Source organism: Streptomyces sp. NPDC046716 (assembly GCF_040645755.1).
GTDB lineage: Bacteria > Actinomycetota > Actinomycetes > Streptomycetales > Streptomycetaceae > Streptomyces.
Window position 1 is genome coordinate 74,995 of the sequence record NZ_JBEYYU010000029.1, and the last position, 15,890, is coordinate 90,884.

At 71.6% G+C, this 15,890-nt stretch carries 18 protein-coding genes; 9 read left to right on the forward strand and 9 right to left on the reverse strand.

Annotation, left to right across the window (positions count from 1 at the left end):
- Positions 1-7: 7 nt before the first annotated feature.
- The 3 genes from ABZ930_RS22265 to ABZ930_RS22275 all read right to left on the reverse strand — a co-directional run bounded on the left by ABZ930_RS22265 (position 8) and on the right by ABZ930_RS22275 (position 1,948).
- Positions 8-850, reverse strand: coding sequence for an ABC transporter ATP-binding protein (locus ABZ930_RS22265; protein WP_361550309.1), 843 nt, complete (start codon positions 848-850; stop codon positions 8-10).
- Positions 823-1,728, reverse strand: coding sequence for an ABC transporter permease (locus tag ABZ930_RS22270; RefSeq protein ID WP_361550311.1), 906 nt, complete (start codon positions 1,726-1,728; stop codon positions 823-825). Before ABZ930_RS22270 ends, ABZ930_RS22265 begins: the two co-directional genes overlap by 28 nt.
- A 136-nt stretch (positions 1,729-1,864) precedes the next feature.
- Positions 1,865-1,948, reverse strand: a complete 84-nt coding sequence (locus tag ABZ930_RS22275; protein ID WP_349817350.1) for a putative leader peptide — start codon at positions 1,946-1,948, stop codon at positions 1,865-1,867.
- Positions 1,949-2,079: 131 nt separating this feature from the next.
- Between ABZ930_RS22275 and ABZ930_RS22280 the strand changes: the two genes are divergently transcribed.
- Entirely contained in the window at positions 2,080-2,505 is a 426-nt protein-coding gene (locus ABZ930_RS22280; RefSeq protein ID WP_361550313.1) for a YjbQ family protein, read from the forward strand.
- Between the two features lie 74 nt (positions 2,506-2,579).
- Here ABZ930_RS22280 and ABZ930_RS22285 read toward each other — a convergent pair whose 3' ends face one another.
- Both ABZ930_RS22285 and ABZ930_RS22290 read right to left on the reverse strand, forming a co-directional pair.
- Positions 2,580-3,182: an SRPBCC domain-containing protein gene (locus ABZ930_RS22285; RefSeq protein WP_361550315.1), complete on the reverse strand. Its 603-nt coding sequence runs from the start codon at positions 3,180-3,182 to the stop codon at positions 2,580-2,582.
- Positions 3,183-3,237: 55 nt separating this feature from the next.
- Complete coding sequence (locus ABZ930_RS22290; RefSeq protein ID WP_361550317.1) at positions 3,238-3,849, reverse strand: TetR/AcrR family transcriptional regulator; 612 nt, start codon at positions 3,847-3,849, stop codon at positions 3,238-3,240.
- A 178-nt stretch (positions 3,850-4,027) separates the two neighbouring features.
- Here ABZ930_RS22290 and ABZ930_RS22295 point away from each other — a divergent pair, with 178 nt between their 5' ends.
- From ABZ930_RS22295 to ABZ930_RS22305, 3 genes are all read left to right on the forward strand, one after another.
- Complete coding sequence (locus ABZ930_RS22295; protein WP_361550319.1) at positions 4,028-4,681, forward strand: DUF6357 family protein; 654 nt, start codon at positions 4,028-4,030, stop codon at positions 4,679-4,681.
- A 4-nt stretch (positions 4,682-4,685) separates the two neighbouring features.
- Positions 4,686-5,933 (forward strand): DUF6357 family protein, encoded by a 1,248-nt coding sequence (locus ABZ930_RS22300; protein ID WP_361550321.1) that lies wholly within the window; start codon positions 4,686-4,688, stop codon positions 5,931-5,933.
- 160 nt (positions 5,934-6,093) lie between these two features.
- Positions 6,094-6,495 (forward strand): VOC family protein, encoded by a 402-nt coding sequence (locus ABZ930_RS22305; RefSeq protein WP_361550323.1) that lies wholly within the window; start codon positions 6,094-6,096, stop codon positions 6,493-6,495.
- Positions 6,496-6,624: 129 nt separating this feature from the next.
- Here ABZ930_RS22305 and ABZ930_RS22310 read toward each other — a convergent pair whose 3' ends face one another.
- Positions 6,625-8,037: a PLP-dependent aminotransferase family protein gene (locus tag ABZ930_RS22310; RefSeq protein WP_361550325.1), complete on the reverse strand. Its 1,413-nt coding sequence runs from the start codon at positions 8,035-8,037 to the stop codon at positions 6,625-6,627.
- A 109-nt stretch (positions 8,038-8,146) separates the two neighbouring features.
- Here ABZ930_RS22310 and ABZ930_RS22315 point away from each other — a divergent pair, with 109 nt between their 5' ends.
- The 4 genes from ABZ930_RS22315 (at position 8,147) to ABZ930_RS22330 (ending at position 12,129) form a co-directional block, all read left to right on the forward strand.
- On the forward strand, positions 8,147-9,046 hold the full coding sequence (locus ABZ930_RS22315) for a PhzF family phenazine biosynthesis protein (RefSeq protein WP_361550327.1): 900 nt from the start codon (positions 8,147-8,149) through the stop codon (positions 9,044-9,046).
- Between the two features lie 11 nt (positions 9,047-9,057).
- Positions 9,058-10,023: an ornithine cyclodeaminase family protein gene (locus ABZ930_RS22320; RefSeq protein WP_361550329.1), complete on the forward strand. Its 966-nt coding sequence runs from the start codon at positions 9,058-9,060 to the stop codon at positions 10,021-10,023.
- A gap of 238 nt (positions 10,024-10,261) precedes the next feature.
- Positions 10,262-11,365, forward strand: a complete 1,104-nt coding sequence (gene rsgA, locus ABZ930_RS22325; RefSeq protein WP_361550331.1) for a ribosome small subunit-dependent GTPase A — start codon at positions 10,262-10,264, stop codon at positions 11,363-11,365.
- A gap of 17 nt (positions 11,366-11,382) precedes the next feature.
- Positions 11,383-12,129, forward strand: coding sequence for a methyltransferase domain-containing protein (locus ABZ930_RS22330; RefSeq protein WP_361550333.1), 747 nt, complete (start codon positions 11,383-11,385; stop codon positions 12,127-12,129).
- 78 nt (positions 12,130-12,207) lie between these two features.
- On the opposite strand, the gene ABZ930_RS22335 is transcribed toward ABZ930_RS22330, so the two are convergent.
- A complete protein-coding gene (locus ABZ930_RS22335; protein WP_361550335.1) occupies positions 12,208-13,215 on the reverse strand; it encodes a serine hydrolase in 1,008 nt (335 codons plus the stop codon).
- Between the two features lie 210 nt (positions 13,216-13,425).
- Here ABZ930_RS22335 and ABZ930_RS22340 point away from each other — a divergent pair, with 210 nt between their 5' ends.
- Complete coding sequence (locus ABZ930_RS22340; protein WP_361550337.1) at positions 13,426-14,355, forward strand: aldo/keto reductase; 930 nt, start codon at positions 13,426-13,428, stop codon at positions 14,353-14,355.
- Positions 14,356-14,370: 15 nt separating this feature from the next.
- On the opposite strand, the gene ABZ930_RS22345 is transcribed toward ABZ930_RS22340, so the two are convergent.
- Together ABZ930_RS22345 and htpX are read right to left on the reverse strand one after the other, a co-directional pair.
- Positions 14,371-14,931 (reverse strand): hypothetical protein, encoded by a 561-nt coding sequence (locus ABZ930_RS22345; RefSeq protein WP_361550339.1) that lies wholly within the window; start codon positions 14,929-14,931, stop codon positions 14,371-14,373.
- Between the two features lie 28 nt (positions 14,932-14,959).
- On the reverse strand, positions 14,960-15,859 hold the full coding sequence (htpX, locus tag ABZ930_RS22350; protein WP_361550341.1) for a zinc metalloprotease HtpX: 900 nt from the start codon (positions 15,857-15,859) through the stop codon (positions 14,960-14,962).
- Positions 15,860-15,890 lie beyond the last annotated feature (31 nt).

Genomic DNA, 15,890 nt, shown 5'->3' on the forward strand with positions numbered 1-15,890 from the left:
GGGGCGGTCAGCTCACGGGTTGTTGCGCGAGCTGCGCGGAGGAGGCGTCCTGCCGGTGGTGGGCGCCGTTCTCCCCGTCGGGTGCGGCGCTGTCCGGGCTGCCGCCGTCGGGGTCGTCGTCGACACCGAGCCGCCGCAGCAACTCGCCCCGGATCTCGGCGAAACGGGGATCGCCGATGTCACGCGGCCGGTCGAGACCGATCCGGGTCTCGTACGCGATGACGCCGTCGTCCATCACGAGCACCCGGTCGGCGAGGAGCACCGCCTCCTCGACGTCGTGGGTGACCAGCAGGACGGCGCAGCCCCGGCGCTGCCACAACTCGCCCACCAGACGTTGCGCCTTTATTCGGGTGAGCGCGTCCAGCGCCCCGAACGGTTCGTCCAGCAGCAGGAGTTCGGGTTCACGCACCAGGGCGCGGGCGAGCGAGGCGCGCTGGGCCTCGCCCCCGGAGAGGGTCTTCGGCCAGGCATTCGTGCGATGCGCGAGGCCGACCTCGTCCAGTGCCCGCTCGGCGACGTCCCGTCCCGGGGAGCCGGGCAGGCCGAGCAGGACGTTGCGCCACACCCTCTTCCACGGCATCAGGCGGGGTGCCTGGAAGGCCACGGCCTTGCGGCGCGGTACCAGGACGGTGCCCTCGATGTCCCGGTCGAGTCCGGCCAGGATCCGCAGCAGCGTCGACTTGCCGCATCCGCTGCGCCCGAGCAGGACGACGAACTCGCCCTCGGCCACGTCGAGGTGGAGATCGTCGATGACGGCCCGCCCGTCGAAGGCGCGGGTGAGCCCTGCGACGCGTACCGCGGAGCGGGCGGTGGTGGGCGGGGTCACCGGCCGGTGAACGTCGGTCGCCATTGCAGCAGCAGCCTTTCGAGGGTTCGGACGACGAAATCGGCGAGCAGGCCGAGGAACGCGTAGACGATCAGGCAGACGACGATGACGTCCGTCCGCAGGAAGTCCCGGGCCTGCACCATCAGGAAGCCGATGCCGGCGTCGGCGTTGATCTGCTCGGCGAACACGAGCGCGAGCCAGGAGATGCCGAGCGAGTAGCGCAGCCCGGTCATGGCGCCGGGCAGTGCGCCGGGCAGGACGACATGGCGTACGAGACCCCAGCGGCTCAGCCCCAATGACTCGCCCGCTTCGACGAGTTGGGTGTCGACGCCACGGATTCCCGCGTAGACGTTGAGGTACAGGGGGAACGACACGCCCAGCGTGATGATGGCGATCTTCGGGGCCTCGCCGATCCCGAACCAGATGATGAACAGCGGGATGAGCCCCACGAACGGCACGGTCCGCAGCATCTGCACGCTCGCTTCGACCAGGTCCTCGCCGATCCGGAACAGGCCCGACACCAGGGCGAGGCCGACCCCGACGACGACGCCGAACAGCAGCCCCAGCGCGACGCGTTGCAGCGAGACGCCCATGGCGGTGGGGAGCGAACCGTCGGCGAACAGATCACGGGCGACCCGCGCGATGGTGCCCGGCGGGGCCAGTACCTCGGGCGTCAACACCCCTGTGGAGCTGAGCAGTTGCCACAGCGCGAGCAGGAGGAGGGGGCCGGAGGTGCGGCGCAGCCACCGGGGGAGACGGGTGCGGCGGGCGGAAGAGGGGACGATCGGCACCAGTTCCGGCTCGGCCGTGGTATCGGCGGCGGGCCGGGCCGATTTCGCGGCACCGGACGTACCGGATATGTCGCCGGAGGATTTCTGGGGCGGGGCATGGCTGATGCTCATGGCACTCCAGGGCAGGGGAGGGTGCGCTCCGGTGGCGGTCGCGGCGGCACGGGACGTGCCTCAGCGACGTGTCGGCGCGTGCGTGTGCCGAAGCGGAACGGGAGGAGGAGAGAGGGGAAGAGCGAGGAGAAGGGCGTCAGCAGCCGCGGCGACACGCGGCGGAGGCCACCCGCAGCAGGTCGATGTGACCGCGCGTGGTGAGCAGGGCTGAACGCAACATGCGCCAGAACGTAGCCACCTGTCGACGTACCGTCAATGCCGTCTCGCTGGGTGGACCCCTGTACCAGGGTGCGGGATCAGGGCCGACGGCGTTGCGCGGCCCGGCGGCCCCGGTGGGCGACAATGGCGTGTATGTCCGATGCCTTCACGACCCATGTCCTGAACGTCACGACCGGCTCCGCCGAGCGGATCGTCGACCTCACCCGCGACTGCGAGGCCTTCCTGCGGGACGCCGCCCGCGGCCGGGACGGCCTGCTCAACATCTTCGTCCCGCACGCCACCGCGGGCATCGCCGTCATCGAGACGGGCGCGGGCAGCGACGACGACCTCCTCACGGCCCTGCACACCTTGCTCCCCGCAGACGACCGCTGGCAGCACCGCCACGGCAGCCCCGGCCACGGCCGCGACCACGTCCTCCCGGCGATCGTCCCGCCGCATGCGACGTTGCCGGTGATCGGGGGAGGAATGGAACTGGGGACGTGGCAGTCGGTGTGCCTCGTGGACACGAACGTGGACAACGCCAACCGTCAGGTTCGGTTGAGCTTCTTGGGCGGGTGACTCGTCGACCACAGGACCCGCGGTCCTCGCGGGTCCTGGCGCGGGGCGCGGCCGGACCGTGGTGGCTGCTTGCGTCAGTGGGTGAGGCTTTCGACTCGATGTGCGAGGGCGGAGTTCATCGCGCGGAACTGGGGCAGCGTGTCGGAGGTGAGCTTGCCCTGGGCGAACGGGACGGCGATGCCGGTGAAGCGTTCGCTCTGCGTGAGGCGGACGCGGTCGGGGCCGATGCGTTCGATGGTGAAGCGGTGCTCTCCGTCCGCGATCCATCCAGGCCCCATCTTCCCGAGCCAGCGCAGTTCCTTGCCCGGGTTCGCCTTCTGCACCTCGGGCGTGAACGTGGAGTCGCCGCTGTCGTCGTGCATGACGACGCGCAGCCGCGCGCCTTCGGTCAGGCGGCCGCCGGGAGACGTGACCTGCGCCGAGGTCATGAACGGGTTCCACTGTCCGTAGGCCGCGAAGTCGGTCAGCACCTGCCAGGTCTGCTCGGGCGTCGACCGGATCTCCGTCGATGCGGTCAGCCGGATCGGATGGTGGGTCGACCATGCCGTGTACCCGGCGAGGAGCAGGGCCACCGCGGACAGGGCCGTGAGCAGGCGGCGTGGACGTCGGCGGCGCCGGATCGCGGTGGGCGAAGGCGTCGTGGCGTGCGGTCGGGCTTGTGTGGCGGTGCGTGTCATCGTGGGCCTTCTTTCGCTTCGGGAGGCGAACGCATGGCTGGACACGTGCAGTGGGTCAGGAGGTGGCGCCGTCCAGGGCGCCGGTGACGAGCCGGTCGACGTAGGCGGCGTCGATGGGGCGTCCGGTGACGAGCAGGCGGTAGTACAGCGCCCCGGCGAGTTGGTCGAACAGCACCTCGGGGTCGGTCTCGGCCCGCAGTTCGCCGTGGAGCCGGGCCTGTTCGAGCAGCGTGACGACGAGTGCGTTGCGTCGGGTGAACATGGCCTGGACGGCGGCACCGACATCCGCGTGGCGTGCGGCGGCCGCGGCCACCTCCGCGACCAACCCCGCGGACATGTCTCCGGCCGTGGCGGGACGGGCGACTTGGCGCATGCGATTGAGTCCGTCGGTGATCGCGTTGAGATAGGCGGTGAGATCCGCGCGCACGTCGCCGCTGTACGCCACGGGCACGGCGTCCTGGATGCGCGCGACCACGGCGACGATCAGGTGGTCCTTGGTGGGCCATCGCCGGTACAGCGTGGTCTTGGCGACGCCTGCCCGAGTGGCGGCCTCGTCGACGGACATCCGGTCGTACCCGCGCTCCAGAAGAAGGTCGCCGGCCGCGTCGAGGATGCGCGCATCCGCTTCCTCGTCGCGTGGGCGACCGCGCCGGCCCGATGTTCCCATGCCCACTCCCTATTTCGATACAACTGTTTCGTAAATCAAGGTAGAGGCCCCTCCCTCTTTACGCAACTGTCGTAGCGATAAAGGTTCTTGTCCGCTGCGAGTGGCGTCCCTGCTTCCGCGGGCGCAGGTCCGATGCCCTTACGCTGGTGGACCTGTCACACCTGAACGAAGGACGTACATGGCTCGCCCCTACGCCCCCGGTCCGAAACAGTTCGTCTTCGCTGCCGGCGACGGCAAGGACCAACAGGTCTCCGTGGGCGATCCGCAGGAGGCCTACGTGGCGTTCTCCGCGTTCTTCCGTGGTGGGGACGCCGACACCTACACCATCGACGACGAACCGTCGGGGCAGAGTCTGATACTCATGCCCGGGCAAGGGCTGATCTCGCGGATCAAGGACGCGGACCGGCCTCGGCCGGAATACCTCCAGATCGGCAGGGCCAACCGGTACCTTCCGAGCGCGATGCTGTTCTTCGAGAACGGATGTGCCGGCCTCGACCACTTCGGGCAGTGGTTCTCCGACCTCGCCGACCTCGACGCGTCGCCGGAGACGCGCGGTGCCGCCCGCGCCGCCACGTTCACGACGGAAGCGGCGGCCATCGAAGAAGTCGCGCGGATCTGGGCGGATTCGGGCTGTGTGGACCCGAGCGACCAGTACTACGTCTTCTTCGACTCGCACGATGTCGACGACGATCGAGCCGACCGAGCCGTACTGCTCACGTTGATCGAGTTCCTCGGCGTCACGCGAGTCGACGCCCCGTCCGGGGCCGCCGGGGGCGAGGTCTGGGTGCGCACCGACCCGCGCCTCGACGCCGCGGCCGCACGGTGGTCGTGAGTCCATGAGAGACGTCGTTTTCACGCGGCAGAGCGGCTGGATCCCGAGCGTGGTGCGCGAGGACGGCGAGCTGAAGCTGATGCTCGGTGCCGGGGCCGACGCCAACCACGAGCCGCGCACGTTCACGTGTCCGATCGGTGAAGCCCATCTCGCGGTGATCCGGGCGGACCTGGCCAGGCACCTGCTGCTGTGGAGTGCGGTTCTTCCGCTGTGCGACGCCGCTGGTACCCGGGGCCGGCTCGACGAGAACGCCGCCGTCGCACTCCTGGACCCGGTCCTCCTTGCCCCGCCCGAGGACGTCGACGCGTTCTTCCGGCGCATCCCGTGGGACAGGAGCCGGCTCATCGCCCACGGCGCCGACATCGGCCTGCTCGAACGCGGTCAGGTGTGCGCGGCGATGCGCGCGGCGACGGAGACGTCGAACCACAAACGTGCGCAGGAGTACCACGCGAACCGCCGTCGCGCCGAGCGCGGAGCCGTGCTCGGTCCGCTCGACGCCGCGCTGTTGAGGTACACGGGCCAGTATCTGCACGGCGCGACGGTTCCGAGGCGGCTGCCCGACGCCGTCGACCCCGCCCTGCTGCCCGAGGTCATGCGGGTGATCACCACGGCGGAGCAGGCGTGCGCCGGGATGCGGATCGGCCGCGATCCGCGACGGGGGAAACGCGCCACGGACCGGCGCGACTGGGACCGGATGGAGACGGCGGTCGAAGCGGCGGTGCGCCGTGCCCACCCCGAACTCGTCGATGACGCGGTGCGCACGGTGGGATTCCTGATGTGCTCGGAGGCCGCGGACCGCTCCAGGAACACACCCGTGGAGGACGACGAGGAGGCTGCCGGCCACAGTGCGGGGAGGAAGACGGCCCTGTCGTTCACCGACGACAAGGGCGTCGAGAAGAAGTGGCTGCGGGACGGTCCCCGCGGTGCCGCCACGGAGTTCTGGGAGTTCGTCGGCGATCGTTCCGCCGGGGACAACGAAGTGTTCACCATCGAGGACGAGGAGATGGGCGAGGGGGTCCAGCTCCACTTCTACGCGGACTCCATCGCCCGGATCACGACGCTGCGCGAGGGCGACGGCAGGTCGGATCCGGAGTACCGGGTCGAGTACAGCCTGGTCGACGGGATCGGCGGCTACCGGAACCTGGTGAGCGCCTTCGTCCGCGGTGGCTGCGTCGCACTCGAACAGTACGGTCCCTGGATGTCGGACGTCGCCGAGTTCGAGCGTGCCCGACGGCGGCGCGACTGCCGTTAGCCCCCGCGGGAGTCGGCGCACAGGGCGAGTGGGCGGTCGGCACGATGCGGCGGTCGTCCCCGGCGCCGGTTGTCTCCCCGCGCTTCGTCCTGGCGGGCCGAGGGTTCGGCTGCCGCCGACCTCTATGCAGGGCGCGACCACTCGTCGATCCTTTGTAGCCGTGACACACACGACGAGCGAAACCACATGGCCCGGCAGCATCGGTGCCCTCACCCTGTTCGTAGAGGACTTGGAGGCCACGAAGCGGTTCTACCAGGACGTCTTCCGCCTGCCGGTGACCTTCGAAGACGGCAACTCGGCCGTGTTCACCTTCGGCAACACCCTCATCAACCTGCTGCGGTCCGCCGCGGCACACGAGTTGATCGCGCCCGCGCACGTCGCCGGCTCCGAGGCCGGCTCCCGCCTGCAGCTCACCCTCCCCGTCGACGACGTGGACGCGATGTGCAAGGAGCTGACCGCCCGGGGTGTGTCGCTGCTGAACGGTCCGATGGACCGGCCCTGGGGGATACGGACCGCCAGCTTCCGCGATCCGGGGGGCCACATCTGGGAAATCGCGCAGTGACCGCTGCCCCGTCCGCGACCTCGACGGCGACCGAGGGCGGTCCACGGCGGCAGGCGCGGCTGTCGCTCGGCGGTTGACGTGCCCCTCGCGGCCTGCGGACGCCCGCGGTCGGCGCCCGGGGCGGGCACGTCAGCGCGCCGTCCCCAGCGCCGCGTGGGCCTCGGTGAGCCGGTCGACCGCGGTGTCCAGCGCCTCCGGCGGGAGGGTGAAGGGGATGCGGAGGTAGGCGTCCAGGGCGCCGTCGGGGGAGAAGTGGAAGCCCGGGGTGAGGGCCAGGTCGCGGGTGGCCGCCAGGGTGGTCAGGCGGCGTGAGTCGGCGCCGTCGAGTTCGAGCCACAGGGAGAGACCGCCCTGCGGCAGCCGGACGCGGCACCACGGCAGGGACGCCAGCCGTGCGGCCAAATGATCGCGCTGCCGGCGCAGTTGGGCGCGACGGCGGTCCAGGATCGCCTCTCTGTGTTCCAGGAGCCGGGCGGCGACGAGCCGGTCGAACGGCGAGGGGGCGAGCGCCGCCGCGAGCGGATGCGCGGCAAGCCGGCGGACGATGTCGGGGTGGGCGCGGATCCAGCCCACGCGCAGGCCCGGCCACAGTGACTTGCTCAGCGAACCCACGTACACGACGTGCCGGTCACCGGCGCGGGCCGTGACCCGGGGCGGCGGCGCGGCCCCCTCGCGCAGATCCAGGTCCCGCAGGGTCTCGTCGACGACGGTCAGGGTGTCGTGCGCGCGCAGCCGTCGCCCGAGCTCGGCGCGGTCCTCCTCGCCCATCAGCAGGCCGGTGGGGTTGTGGAAGTCCGTGACCAGATAGGTCAGGGCGGGCCGGGCCGCCGTGAGGGTGCGGTCCAGGGCGGGGACGTCCCAGCCGGTGGGCGTGAGGGGCTGGGCGACCAGCCGGGCGCCCGCGCCCCGGAACAGGGCGAGGGCGCCCGGATAGGTCGGCGAGTCCAGGACGACCCTGCTGTTCGGCCGCAGGTACGCGGCGCTGAGCAGGCTCAGTGCCGCGTCGGCGCCGCTGGTCAGCAGGACGTGTCCGGCGTCGGTCGGGAATCCCTGCGAGCTGTGGAGACCGGCGACACGGGTGTGCAGCTCCGCGCTGTCTCCCAGCAGCGCGGCGGGCAGCGCGTCGGTCGCCTCCCGCACGGCCTGGAGCAGTTCGTCGAAGGGCGCCGCGGGCTCCGCGACGGTGAGGTCAAGCGGCGCTCCGTTCCGGCCCGCCTCGCCCCGGTCGCTGGCCCACGGCGAGAGGCGGTCGTGCAGCCGGGGCGGCAGGGAGACCGTGCTGCCGGAGCCGGTGCGGGTGACGATCAGCTGCTCGGCACGCAGGAGCTCGTAGCCCGCCGCCACGGTGCCGCGCGCCAGGCCCAGCTCGCCGGCGAGGAGCCGCTCGGCCGGAAGCCGCGCGCCGAGCGGCAGCCGGCCGTCGCGGACGGCCTTCTCCACGGCATCGGCCAGCCGGCGCGCCAGCGAGCCGTCACCGGCCCGCCAGTCACCGAGCAGCCGGGGAAACCGTGACGCCGGGACGCGCCGCACCACACCGTCCATCTGGTCCACTTTACGCGGATTGGACCACGACGGCCCGATCGGTGCCGCCTAGCGTCGAGACGAACCAGACCGCTCTCGCCGTCGCCCCTCGCCACCGCCCGGGAACCTCATGCCTCTGCACTACCGCCACGTCGACGTGTTCGCCTCGCAGGCGTACACCGGCAACAGCCTCGCCGTCTTCCCCGACGCCCCCGGCCTCTCCGCCGCGCGGATGCTCGCGATCACGCAGGAGCTCCGCCACTTCGAGTCGATCTTCCTGAGCAGGGCGGAAGGCGCCGATCACGTCACCGCCCGGGTCTTCGACCTGTTCGAGGAGCTCGACTTCGCCGGACACCCGGTTCTCGGCGCCGCCGCCGTCCTGCACGAGCACGACGGGACCCCCGGCCCCCGGCGCTGGACGTTCCACCTCCCCGGCCGGACCGTCGAGGTGTCCACCCGGCGCACGGCCGGCGGGTACCACGCGGAACTCGACCAGGGAGCGCCGGACTTCCTCGCGACCGTGCCGGACGAGGACAGGGCGGAGATCGCGGCGGCCCTGAACCTGCCCGACGGGGCTCTCGCCGATCTCCCGCTGCGCACCGTCTCCACGGGCCTGCGCTATCTCGTCGTGCCCGTGGTGGCGGGGCTCGCCGAGGCGAGGATCGTCCGCGACGACTTCGCGGAGCTGGTCGGACGGTACGGCGCGCAGTTCGCGTACCTGCTCGACGTCGAGGCGCGCGAAGGCCGCCACTGGAACAACGACGGCGTCCTGGAGGACGTCGCGACCGGCAGCGCGGCCGGCTGCGTCGGCGCGTACCTGGCCCGGCACCATGTCGTGCCCGTCGACGAGGAGTTCACCCTGCGGCAGGGGCGCTTCGCCGGCCGCCCCAGCCTCCTCACCGTCACGGCGCAGGGACGCCCCGACGCGCTCCACAACATCCGCGTCGGCGGCGACGTGAGCACGGTGGCCCGCGGAACCCTCGACACCCTGCCCGCACCCACCCCGCCCGCGAACGCCCTGCCCGAGTGAGGACACCTGCCATGCCCGACTTCGCCGTGCACACGGCCGACCGTATTCGCGCGGCCGTGGACCTCGCCGACCTGGTGGAGCCGGTCGCCGACGCCTTCACCGCGTACAGCACCACCGAGGGCGCCCGGGCGCCGGTCATGGTGCTGCCCGTCGCCCTCGGCGGCGACGCCCACATCAAGGCCGCCCACCTCCCCGGGAGCCGCCACTTCCTCGTCAAGGTCGCCAACTGGTTCCCGGGCAACCGGGCCCGGGGACTGCCCGAAGGCGGCGGGTTCGTCGCGCTCTTCGACGCGTCGACCGGAGCCGTCGCCGCCGTACTGGAGGACGAGCACCATCTCTCCGATCTCCGTACGGCCGCCGCGGGAGCCGTCTGCGCCCGTGCGCTGTCCCGTCCGGACGCGACCCGCGCGACCGTCCTCGGCACCGGGCGGCAGGCCGGACTCCAGGCGCGGGCCCTGACCCTCGTCCGCCCGATCCGCGAGCTCCACGTCTGGGGCCGCGACCACCGCCGGGCGACCGCCCTCGCCGATCGCCTCGCCACGGAGCTGCCGCACGTCGACGTCGTCGCCGCCGCCGATCCCGAGCGGGCCGTGCGCCGGTCCGACATCGTCGTCACCGCGACGGCCAGCCCCACTCCCGTCCTGTTCGGCTCCTGGCTCCGCCCCGGTCAGCACGTCACCGCTCTCGGCGCCGACGACCCGGACAAGCGCGAACTCGACGCCGCCTGCCTGCGCCGCGCCACCCGCGTCATCGTCGACAGCCGCGAACTGGCCCTGTGCCACGGCGATCTGCACGCGGCCGTCGCCGACGGCGAGATCACGGCGGACCGCGTCGACGGCGAGATCGGCGAGGTCCTGGCCGACCGGGTTCCGGGACGGCGCGCACCGGACGACATCACGGTCGCCAAGCTCATCGGCATCGGCCCCCAGGACCTCGCCGCGGCCGAGACGGCCCTCGCCCGTCTCCGGCAGCGATGAAAAGACGGGTGCTGACGAGAAGACGGGTGTTACCGTTGCCGGTGAAGTGACGACAAGGTCGCTTACGGAGATTGCGGGAGGTGAGTTGCATGGTCGCTGTGGAGACCACCGCTGTCCGCGGTGCCCGGATCATCCTCACTTCCCGGGCCTCGTCCTGACCCTCGCCTGCCTTCCTCCTCCGGAGGAGTAGTTCCGGCATGCCTGCCGTCCGGCGGGGTCCCCGTCAAGGGTCTCCACTGTGTCTCATCACCTCACTCCACCTCCATCCGATCTCCCTTCCTCCGCGTGCGTCCGCACCCCGGCCGACTACGGCTGGGACGCCGAACGCGAGCGTTCCTTCGCCCCGTCGCGGGCCGACGGGCTGGTTCCCGGACGTGTCGTACGGGCCGGGCGCGGCCTGTGCGACGTCGTCGCCGAGACCGGTCCCGTGCGCGCGGCGACCGTCCCCGCGCCGGGCGCCGATGACCGTCCGACACCGTGCACCGGTGACTGGGTGGCCGTCCGTCCGGCCGTCGCGGCCGTGGCGGAGGTCCTGGAGCGCCGGACCGCCGTGGTCCGCTCCAGCGCGTCGCGCACCTCCCGAGGCCAGGTTCTGGCCGCCAACGTCGACACCGTGGCGGTGACCGTCTCCCTCGCCGATCCGCTCACGCCGGGGCGGATCGAGCGGATGGTCGCCCTGGCCTGGGAGAGCGGCGCCACCCCCGTGGTGGTGCTCACCAAGGCCGACCGCTGCGCCGACCCCGCGTCGGCCGCCGCCGCGGTGGCAGCGGTCGCCCCGGGCGCCGAGGTGCTGGTCACCAGCGCCGCCACCGGCGAGGGCATGGACGTCCTCACCGCGGCCCTGTCGGGCACCGTCGTGCTGCTCGGGCCGTCCGGCGCGGGCAAGTCCACCCTCGGCAACCGCCTGTTGGGCGAGGACCTCCTCACCACGGGCGCCGTGCGCGACAACGACGGCAAGGGCCGGCACACCACCACCTGGCGCTCGCTGCTGCCGCTGCCCCACGGCGGGGTCCTGCTCGACACCCCGGGCCTGCGGGCCGTCGGCCTGTACGACGCCGACGAGGGCCTGGGCCGGACCTTCGCCGAGATCACCGAACTCGCGCGCGACTGCCGCTTCGCGGACTGCGCCCACACCACCGAGCCGGGCTGCGCCGTGCTGTCCGCCGTCGAGGACGGGCACCTCACCGGGCGGCGCCTCGACAGCTACCACCGGCTGCGACGCGAGAACGCCCACGCGGCCGCCCGCACCGACGCGCGGCTGCGCGCCGAGCTGGAGCGGCCGAAGAAACACGGCGCGCGCCTGCGCCGCGCCATCAAGCAGTCCCCGCACTTCAAGGCATGACAGAAAGGACTCAGGTCATGGACCTTCCCCGTATCTTCACCATCCGCGAGAGCGGCCACCGGATCCACAACCCGCTGACCGCGGTCAAGCTCGCCTCCCTCGGCGAATCGCTGCGCCTCGCCCCCGGCACCCGGATGCTCGACCTGGCCAGCGGCTCGGGCGAGATGCTCTGCACCTGGGCGCGTGACCTGGGCTTCACCGGGACCGGCGTCGACATCAGCACCGTCTTCACCGAGCAGGCCCGGGCCCGCGCCGTCGAACTCGGCGTCGCCGACCGGGTCGCGTTCCTGCACGGGGACGCCGCCGGCCACGTCGCGGACGAACCCGTCGACCTGGCCACCTGCGTCGGCGCCACCTGGATCGGCGACGGACTCGCCGGAACGGTCGAGCTGCTCGACCGCAGCCTGCGTCCCGGCGGCCTGATGCTGATCGGCGAACCGTACTGGCGGCGGACCCCGCCCGACGAGCGGACCGCCAAGGACTGCCACGCCACGGCCGTCGCCGACTTCCTCGAACTCCCGGACCTGATCGGGCGGTTCCAGGGCCTCGGGTACGACGTCGTGGAGATGACGCTTGCCGACCAGGACAGCTGGGACCGGTATGCCGCCGCCCAGTGGCTCAGCATGCGCCGCTGGCTCGACGCGAACCCGGACGACGACATGGCGCCCGAGGTGCGGGAGGAGCTCACCGACGAGCCCGCCCGCTACGCGCGCGCCACGCGTGAACATCTCGGCTGGGGCGTCTTCGCCCTCATGAAGCGCTGACGCACCCGTCGGACTTCATGAAGAAAGCCCCGCTCCTCCCGCAGTCGGGGGAGCGGGGCGTCGGCCGAGGGCGCCCGGTCAGTGGGCGAAGCCCCAGTCGAGGATCTTCGCGGCGTCGGCGAAGACCTCCTTGTCGGCCCCGACGATCGCGCCGACCAGCGTGCGGTTGTCGCGCTCGGCGGCGAAGACGAGGGAGTAGCCGGCCTCCGCGCCGCTGCCCGTCTTGATGCCCAGCGCGCCGTCGTAGCTGCTCAGCAGGTCGTTGGTGGTGACCCAGGTGTAGTACCGGGTGTGGCCGTTGGCCGCGGGGGCCTCGGTCTCGAACTTCTTCGTCTTCACGATGTCGGCGAACACCGGCTGCAGCATCGCGCGCTGGCCCAGCTTGGCCAGATCACGGGCGGTGCTGCGGTTGTCGCCGTGCGAGATGCCGTCGAACGAGTCGAAGTGCGTGCCGGTCATGCCCAGCTGCTGCGCCTCGGCGTTCATCTGGCTCTCGAAGTCGGCGACCCGCGCCTCGACGGTGTCCCCGGTGCCGAAGCTGTCGGCCAGGGCCATCGCGGCGTCTCCGCCGGACGGGATCAGCATGGCGTGCAGCAACTGGCGGGCGGTCAGGGTGTCGCCGGTCTGGAGGTCGGCGGTGCTGGCCCCGTTCTCCTGGACGTAGTCGCGGTACTCCTGCTTCACCGTGATCTGCCGGTCCAGCCACTCCGGGTGCCGGAGCACGACGAGGGCGGTCATGATCTTGGTGGTGCTGGCCATCGACACACTCTGGTCGGCCTCGGCCCCGGCCCACATCTCCCGCTCCTGGCTGCCGTCACGGGCGTCCAGCAGGTAGGCGTTGGCGAGTGCGGTGTCGGGGACGTCCTGGGACGTGGTTCTCGTCTCCGACGCGCTCCGGTCCTGGCCGGCGGGCGCGACGGCGTCGGTGCCCACCCGGTCGCTCTCGCTCGCGGAGTGTGTGGTGGGCAGGGTGTCGGCCTGGGCGAGGCCGCCGGCGGTGATCGGCAGGAAGGCGCCGAACAGCGCGACCGTCGCGACCCGGGCTCCGGTGCGGTGGAGCCGGTTGGGGCGGGCGTGGCTACCCATAGGCATCCCTTCTCCCGGCGCCGGGACGACGCCGGTTTCGTCATAAGGAAAAGATCAGTGCATACCGAACCTACTTGCGAGCCGACAGCGCATGTCAAGATCGCCATGTCATAACCGGGTAACAGGGTCAATGGTTCTGACGATCCATGAAGATTGCGTGCAGGCACCTGGTGGATCTCGTGTCGCCGCGCTGCCTGAGAGGATGCGGGCATGAAGACGATCTCCTTCCCCCGCACCGAGCTGCGCGCCTCGAACGTCGTCCTCGGGCTGATGCGCATCGCCGAACTCCCCGACGAGGACATCCGCACGCTGTACGGCAGTGCGCGGGACGCCGGCGTCAACACCTTCGACCACGCCGACATCTACGGCCCCACGCGCCACGCCTGCGAAGAGCGCTTCGGGCAGGCCGTCAAGCTCACCGCCGCCGAGCGGGAGTCGATCGTCATCCAGAGCAAGGTCGGCATCCGGTCCGGCTACTTCGACTTCTCCAAAGAGCACATCCTGCGCACCGTCGACGAGTCACTGGCGGCCCTGCGCACCGACTACCTCGACCTGCTTCTGCTGCACCGGCCCGACACCCTCGTCGAGCCCGAGGAGGTCGCGGCGGCCTTCGACGAGCTGCACACGGCCGGCAAGGTCGTGAACTTCGGTGTCTCCAACCACACCCCGGGCCAGGTCGAGCTCCTCAAGACCGCCGTGCGCCAGCCCCTGGTCGCCAACCAGGTGCAGCTGAGCATCACCCACTGTCCGATGATCGCCTCCGGGATCGCCGCGAACATGGCGGGACTCGACCAGTCCGTCAGCCGTGACAACGGCCTGCTCGACTACTCCCGGCTCAACGGGATGACGCTCCAGGCCTGGTCGCCGTTCCAGAAGGGCTTCTTCGACGGGGTCTTCATCGGCGACCTCGACACGCACCCCGAACTCAACGCCGTACTCGACGAGTTGGCCGCCAAGTACCAGGTGACGCCGACCGGCGTCGCCGTCGCCTGGATCACCCGGCACCCCGCGAACATGCAGGTGGTCCTCGGCACCACCAACCCGGGCCGGGTGGCCGAGTCCGCGGCCGGCTCCGAGCTGCCGCTCACCCGCGAGGAGTGGTACCGGCTCTTCACCGCGGCCGGGCACACGCTCCCGTAGCCGGACGCGCCCCGCTCAGGCCAGGCCGGGGGCGTCCCAGACGGGGAACCACCGGCTCAGGTCCGGCTCCACCCGCAGGTCGTCGGTGAGGGCGGCGCGCACCTCCAGCTCCAGGGAGTTGTCCCGCTTCTGCCCCTCCTTGGGGGCGAAGGGGTAGAAGGTGCCGCGCTTGTAGAGATAGACGAGCGCGACGGAGCGTCCCTGGCCGTCCTCGAAGGCGACCAGGGAGCAGAGCAGATGCGGACCGAACCCGCTCTCCTCCAGCGAGGTGTTCACCGCGTGCAGGTCGTTGACCAGACCCGCCACGTCGTCCGGCGTGTGGCGCACCTCGAGCCACGTGTAGCCGAGGCCGTCCTGGGTGAACGTCACGGGGCCGTCGAGGAGTTCGCCCATGTCCTCCTGGATGCGGGCGAACGCTCCGCCCTCGACGGTCGCGAAGCAGACGGACCCCGCCCCGGTCGGCACGAGCGACGCCGCGGCCTGCAGGGTGATGGCGGCCGAGGGGAGGGCGAAGAGCTGGTCGAGGTCGGGGCGGACCGGTTTGCTCCGGCCGAGGATGGCGTCGAGGAATCCCATACGGCGTCCTGGTTCCTTCCCGTGGTGGCTACGGGCGGCCGAGCTGCGCCGAGATGCGGCCCAGCTGGTCGAGGCGCTGTTCGAGCGTCGGGTGCGAGGACAGCAGCCGGTTGACGCTCTCCTTGTTGAACGCGGGGGCGAAGAAGAAGGCGTTGAACGGCTCGGCCTTGCGCAGGTCCCGGGTCGGGATCCGCGCCATCTGGCCGGTCACCTTGGTCAGCGCCGACGCGAGGGCGGAGGGGCGGCCCGTCAGCAGTGCGGCCGCCCGGTCCGCGGACAGTTCGCGATAGCGCGACAGCAGCCGGGTGAGCAGGAAGCTGATGGCGTACACGACGGCGCTGACCGCGGTGACGATCAGGACGGCCGCCGCCGCGTTGTTGTCGCGGTTGCCGCGGCCCATGCCGCTCCACAGGGCGGACCGGGTGATCAGCCCGGCCAGCACGCCCAGGAACGAGGCGATGGTCATCACGGCCACGTCGCGGTGCGCCACGTGCGACAGCTCGTGCGCCAGGACGCCCTCCAGCTCCTCCGGCTCCAGCCGGCGCAGCAGGCCGGTCGTGGCGCACACCATCGAGTTCTTCTGGTTGCGGCCGGTCGCGAACGCGTTCGGCACGTCGGAGTCCGCGACGGCGACCCGCGGCTTGGGCATGTCCGCCAGCGCGCACAGCCGGTCGACCGCGGCGTGCAGCTCCGGCGCCTGCTCCGGGGTGACCTCGCGCGCGCCCATGCTGAAGGCGGCGATGCGGTCGCTGAACCAGAACTGGGCGACGAACAGCGCGCCGGCGAACAGCAGGATCACCACCCACGCGCCCTTGAGCAGGACGACGAGCACTCCGACGATCACGACGTACAACAGCCCGATGAAGAACATCGTCGTGACCATGCGCGAGGTCAGCCCACGGTCGGGGGCGAAGCGGGTCTGCGCCATGGCTCCTCCAGGTCTCCGGTCTCGATTCTCC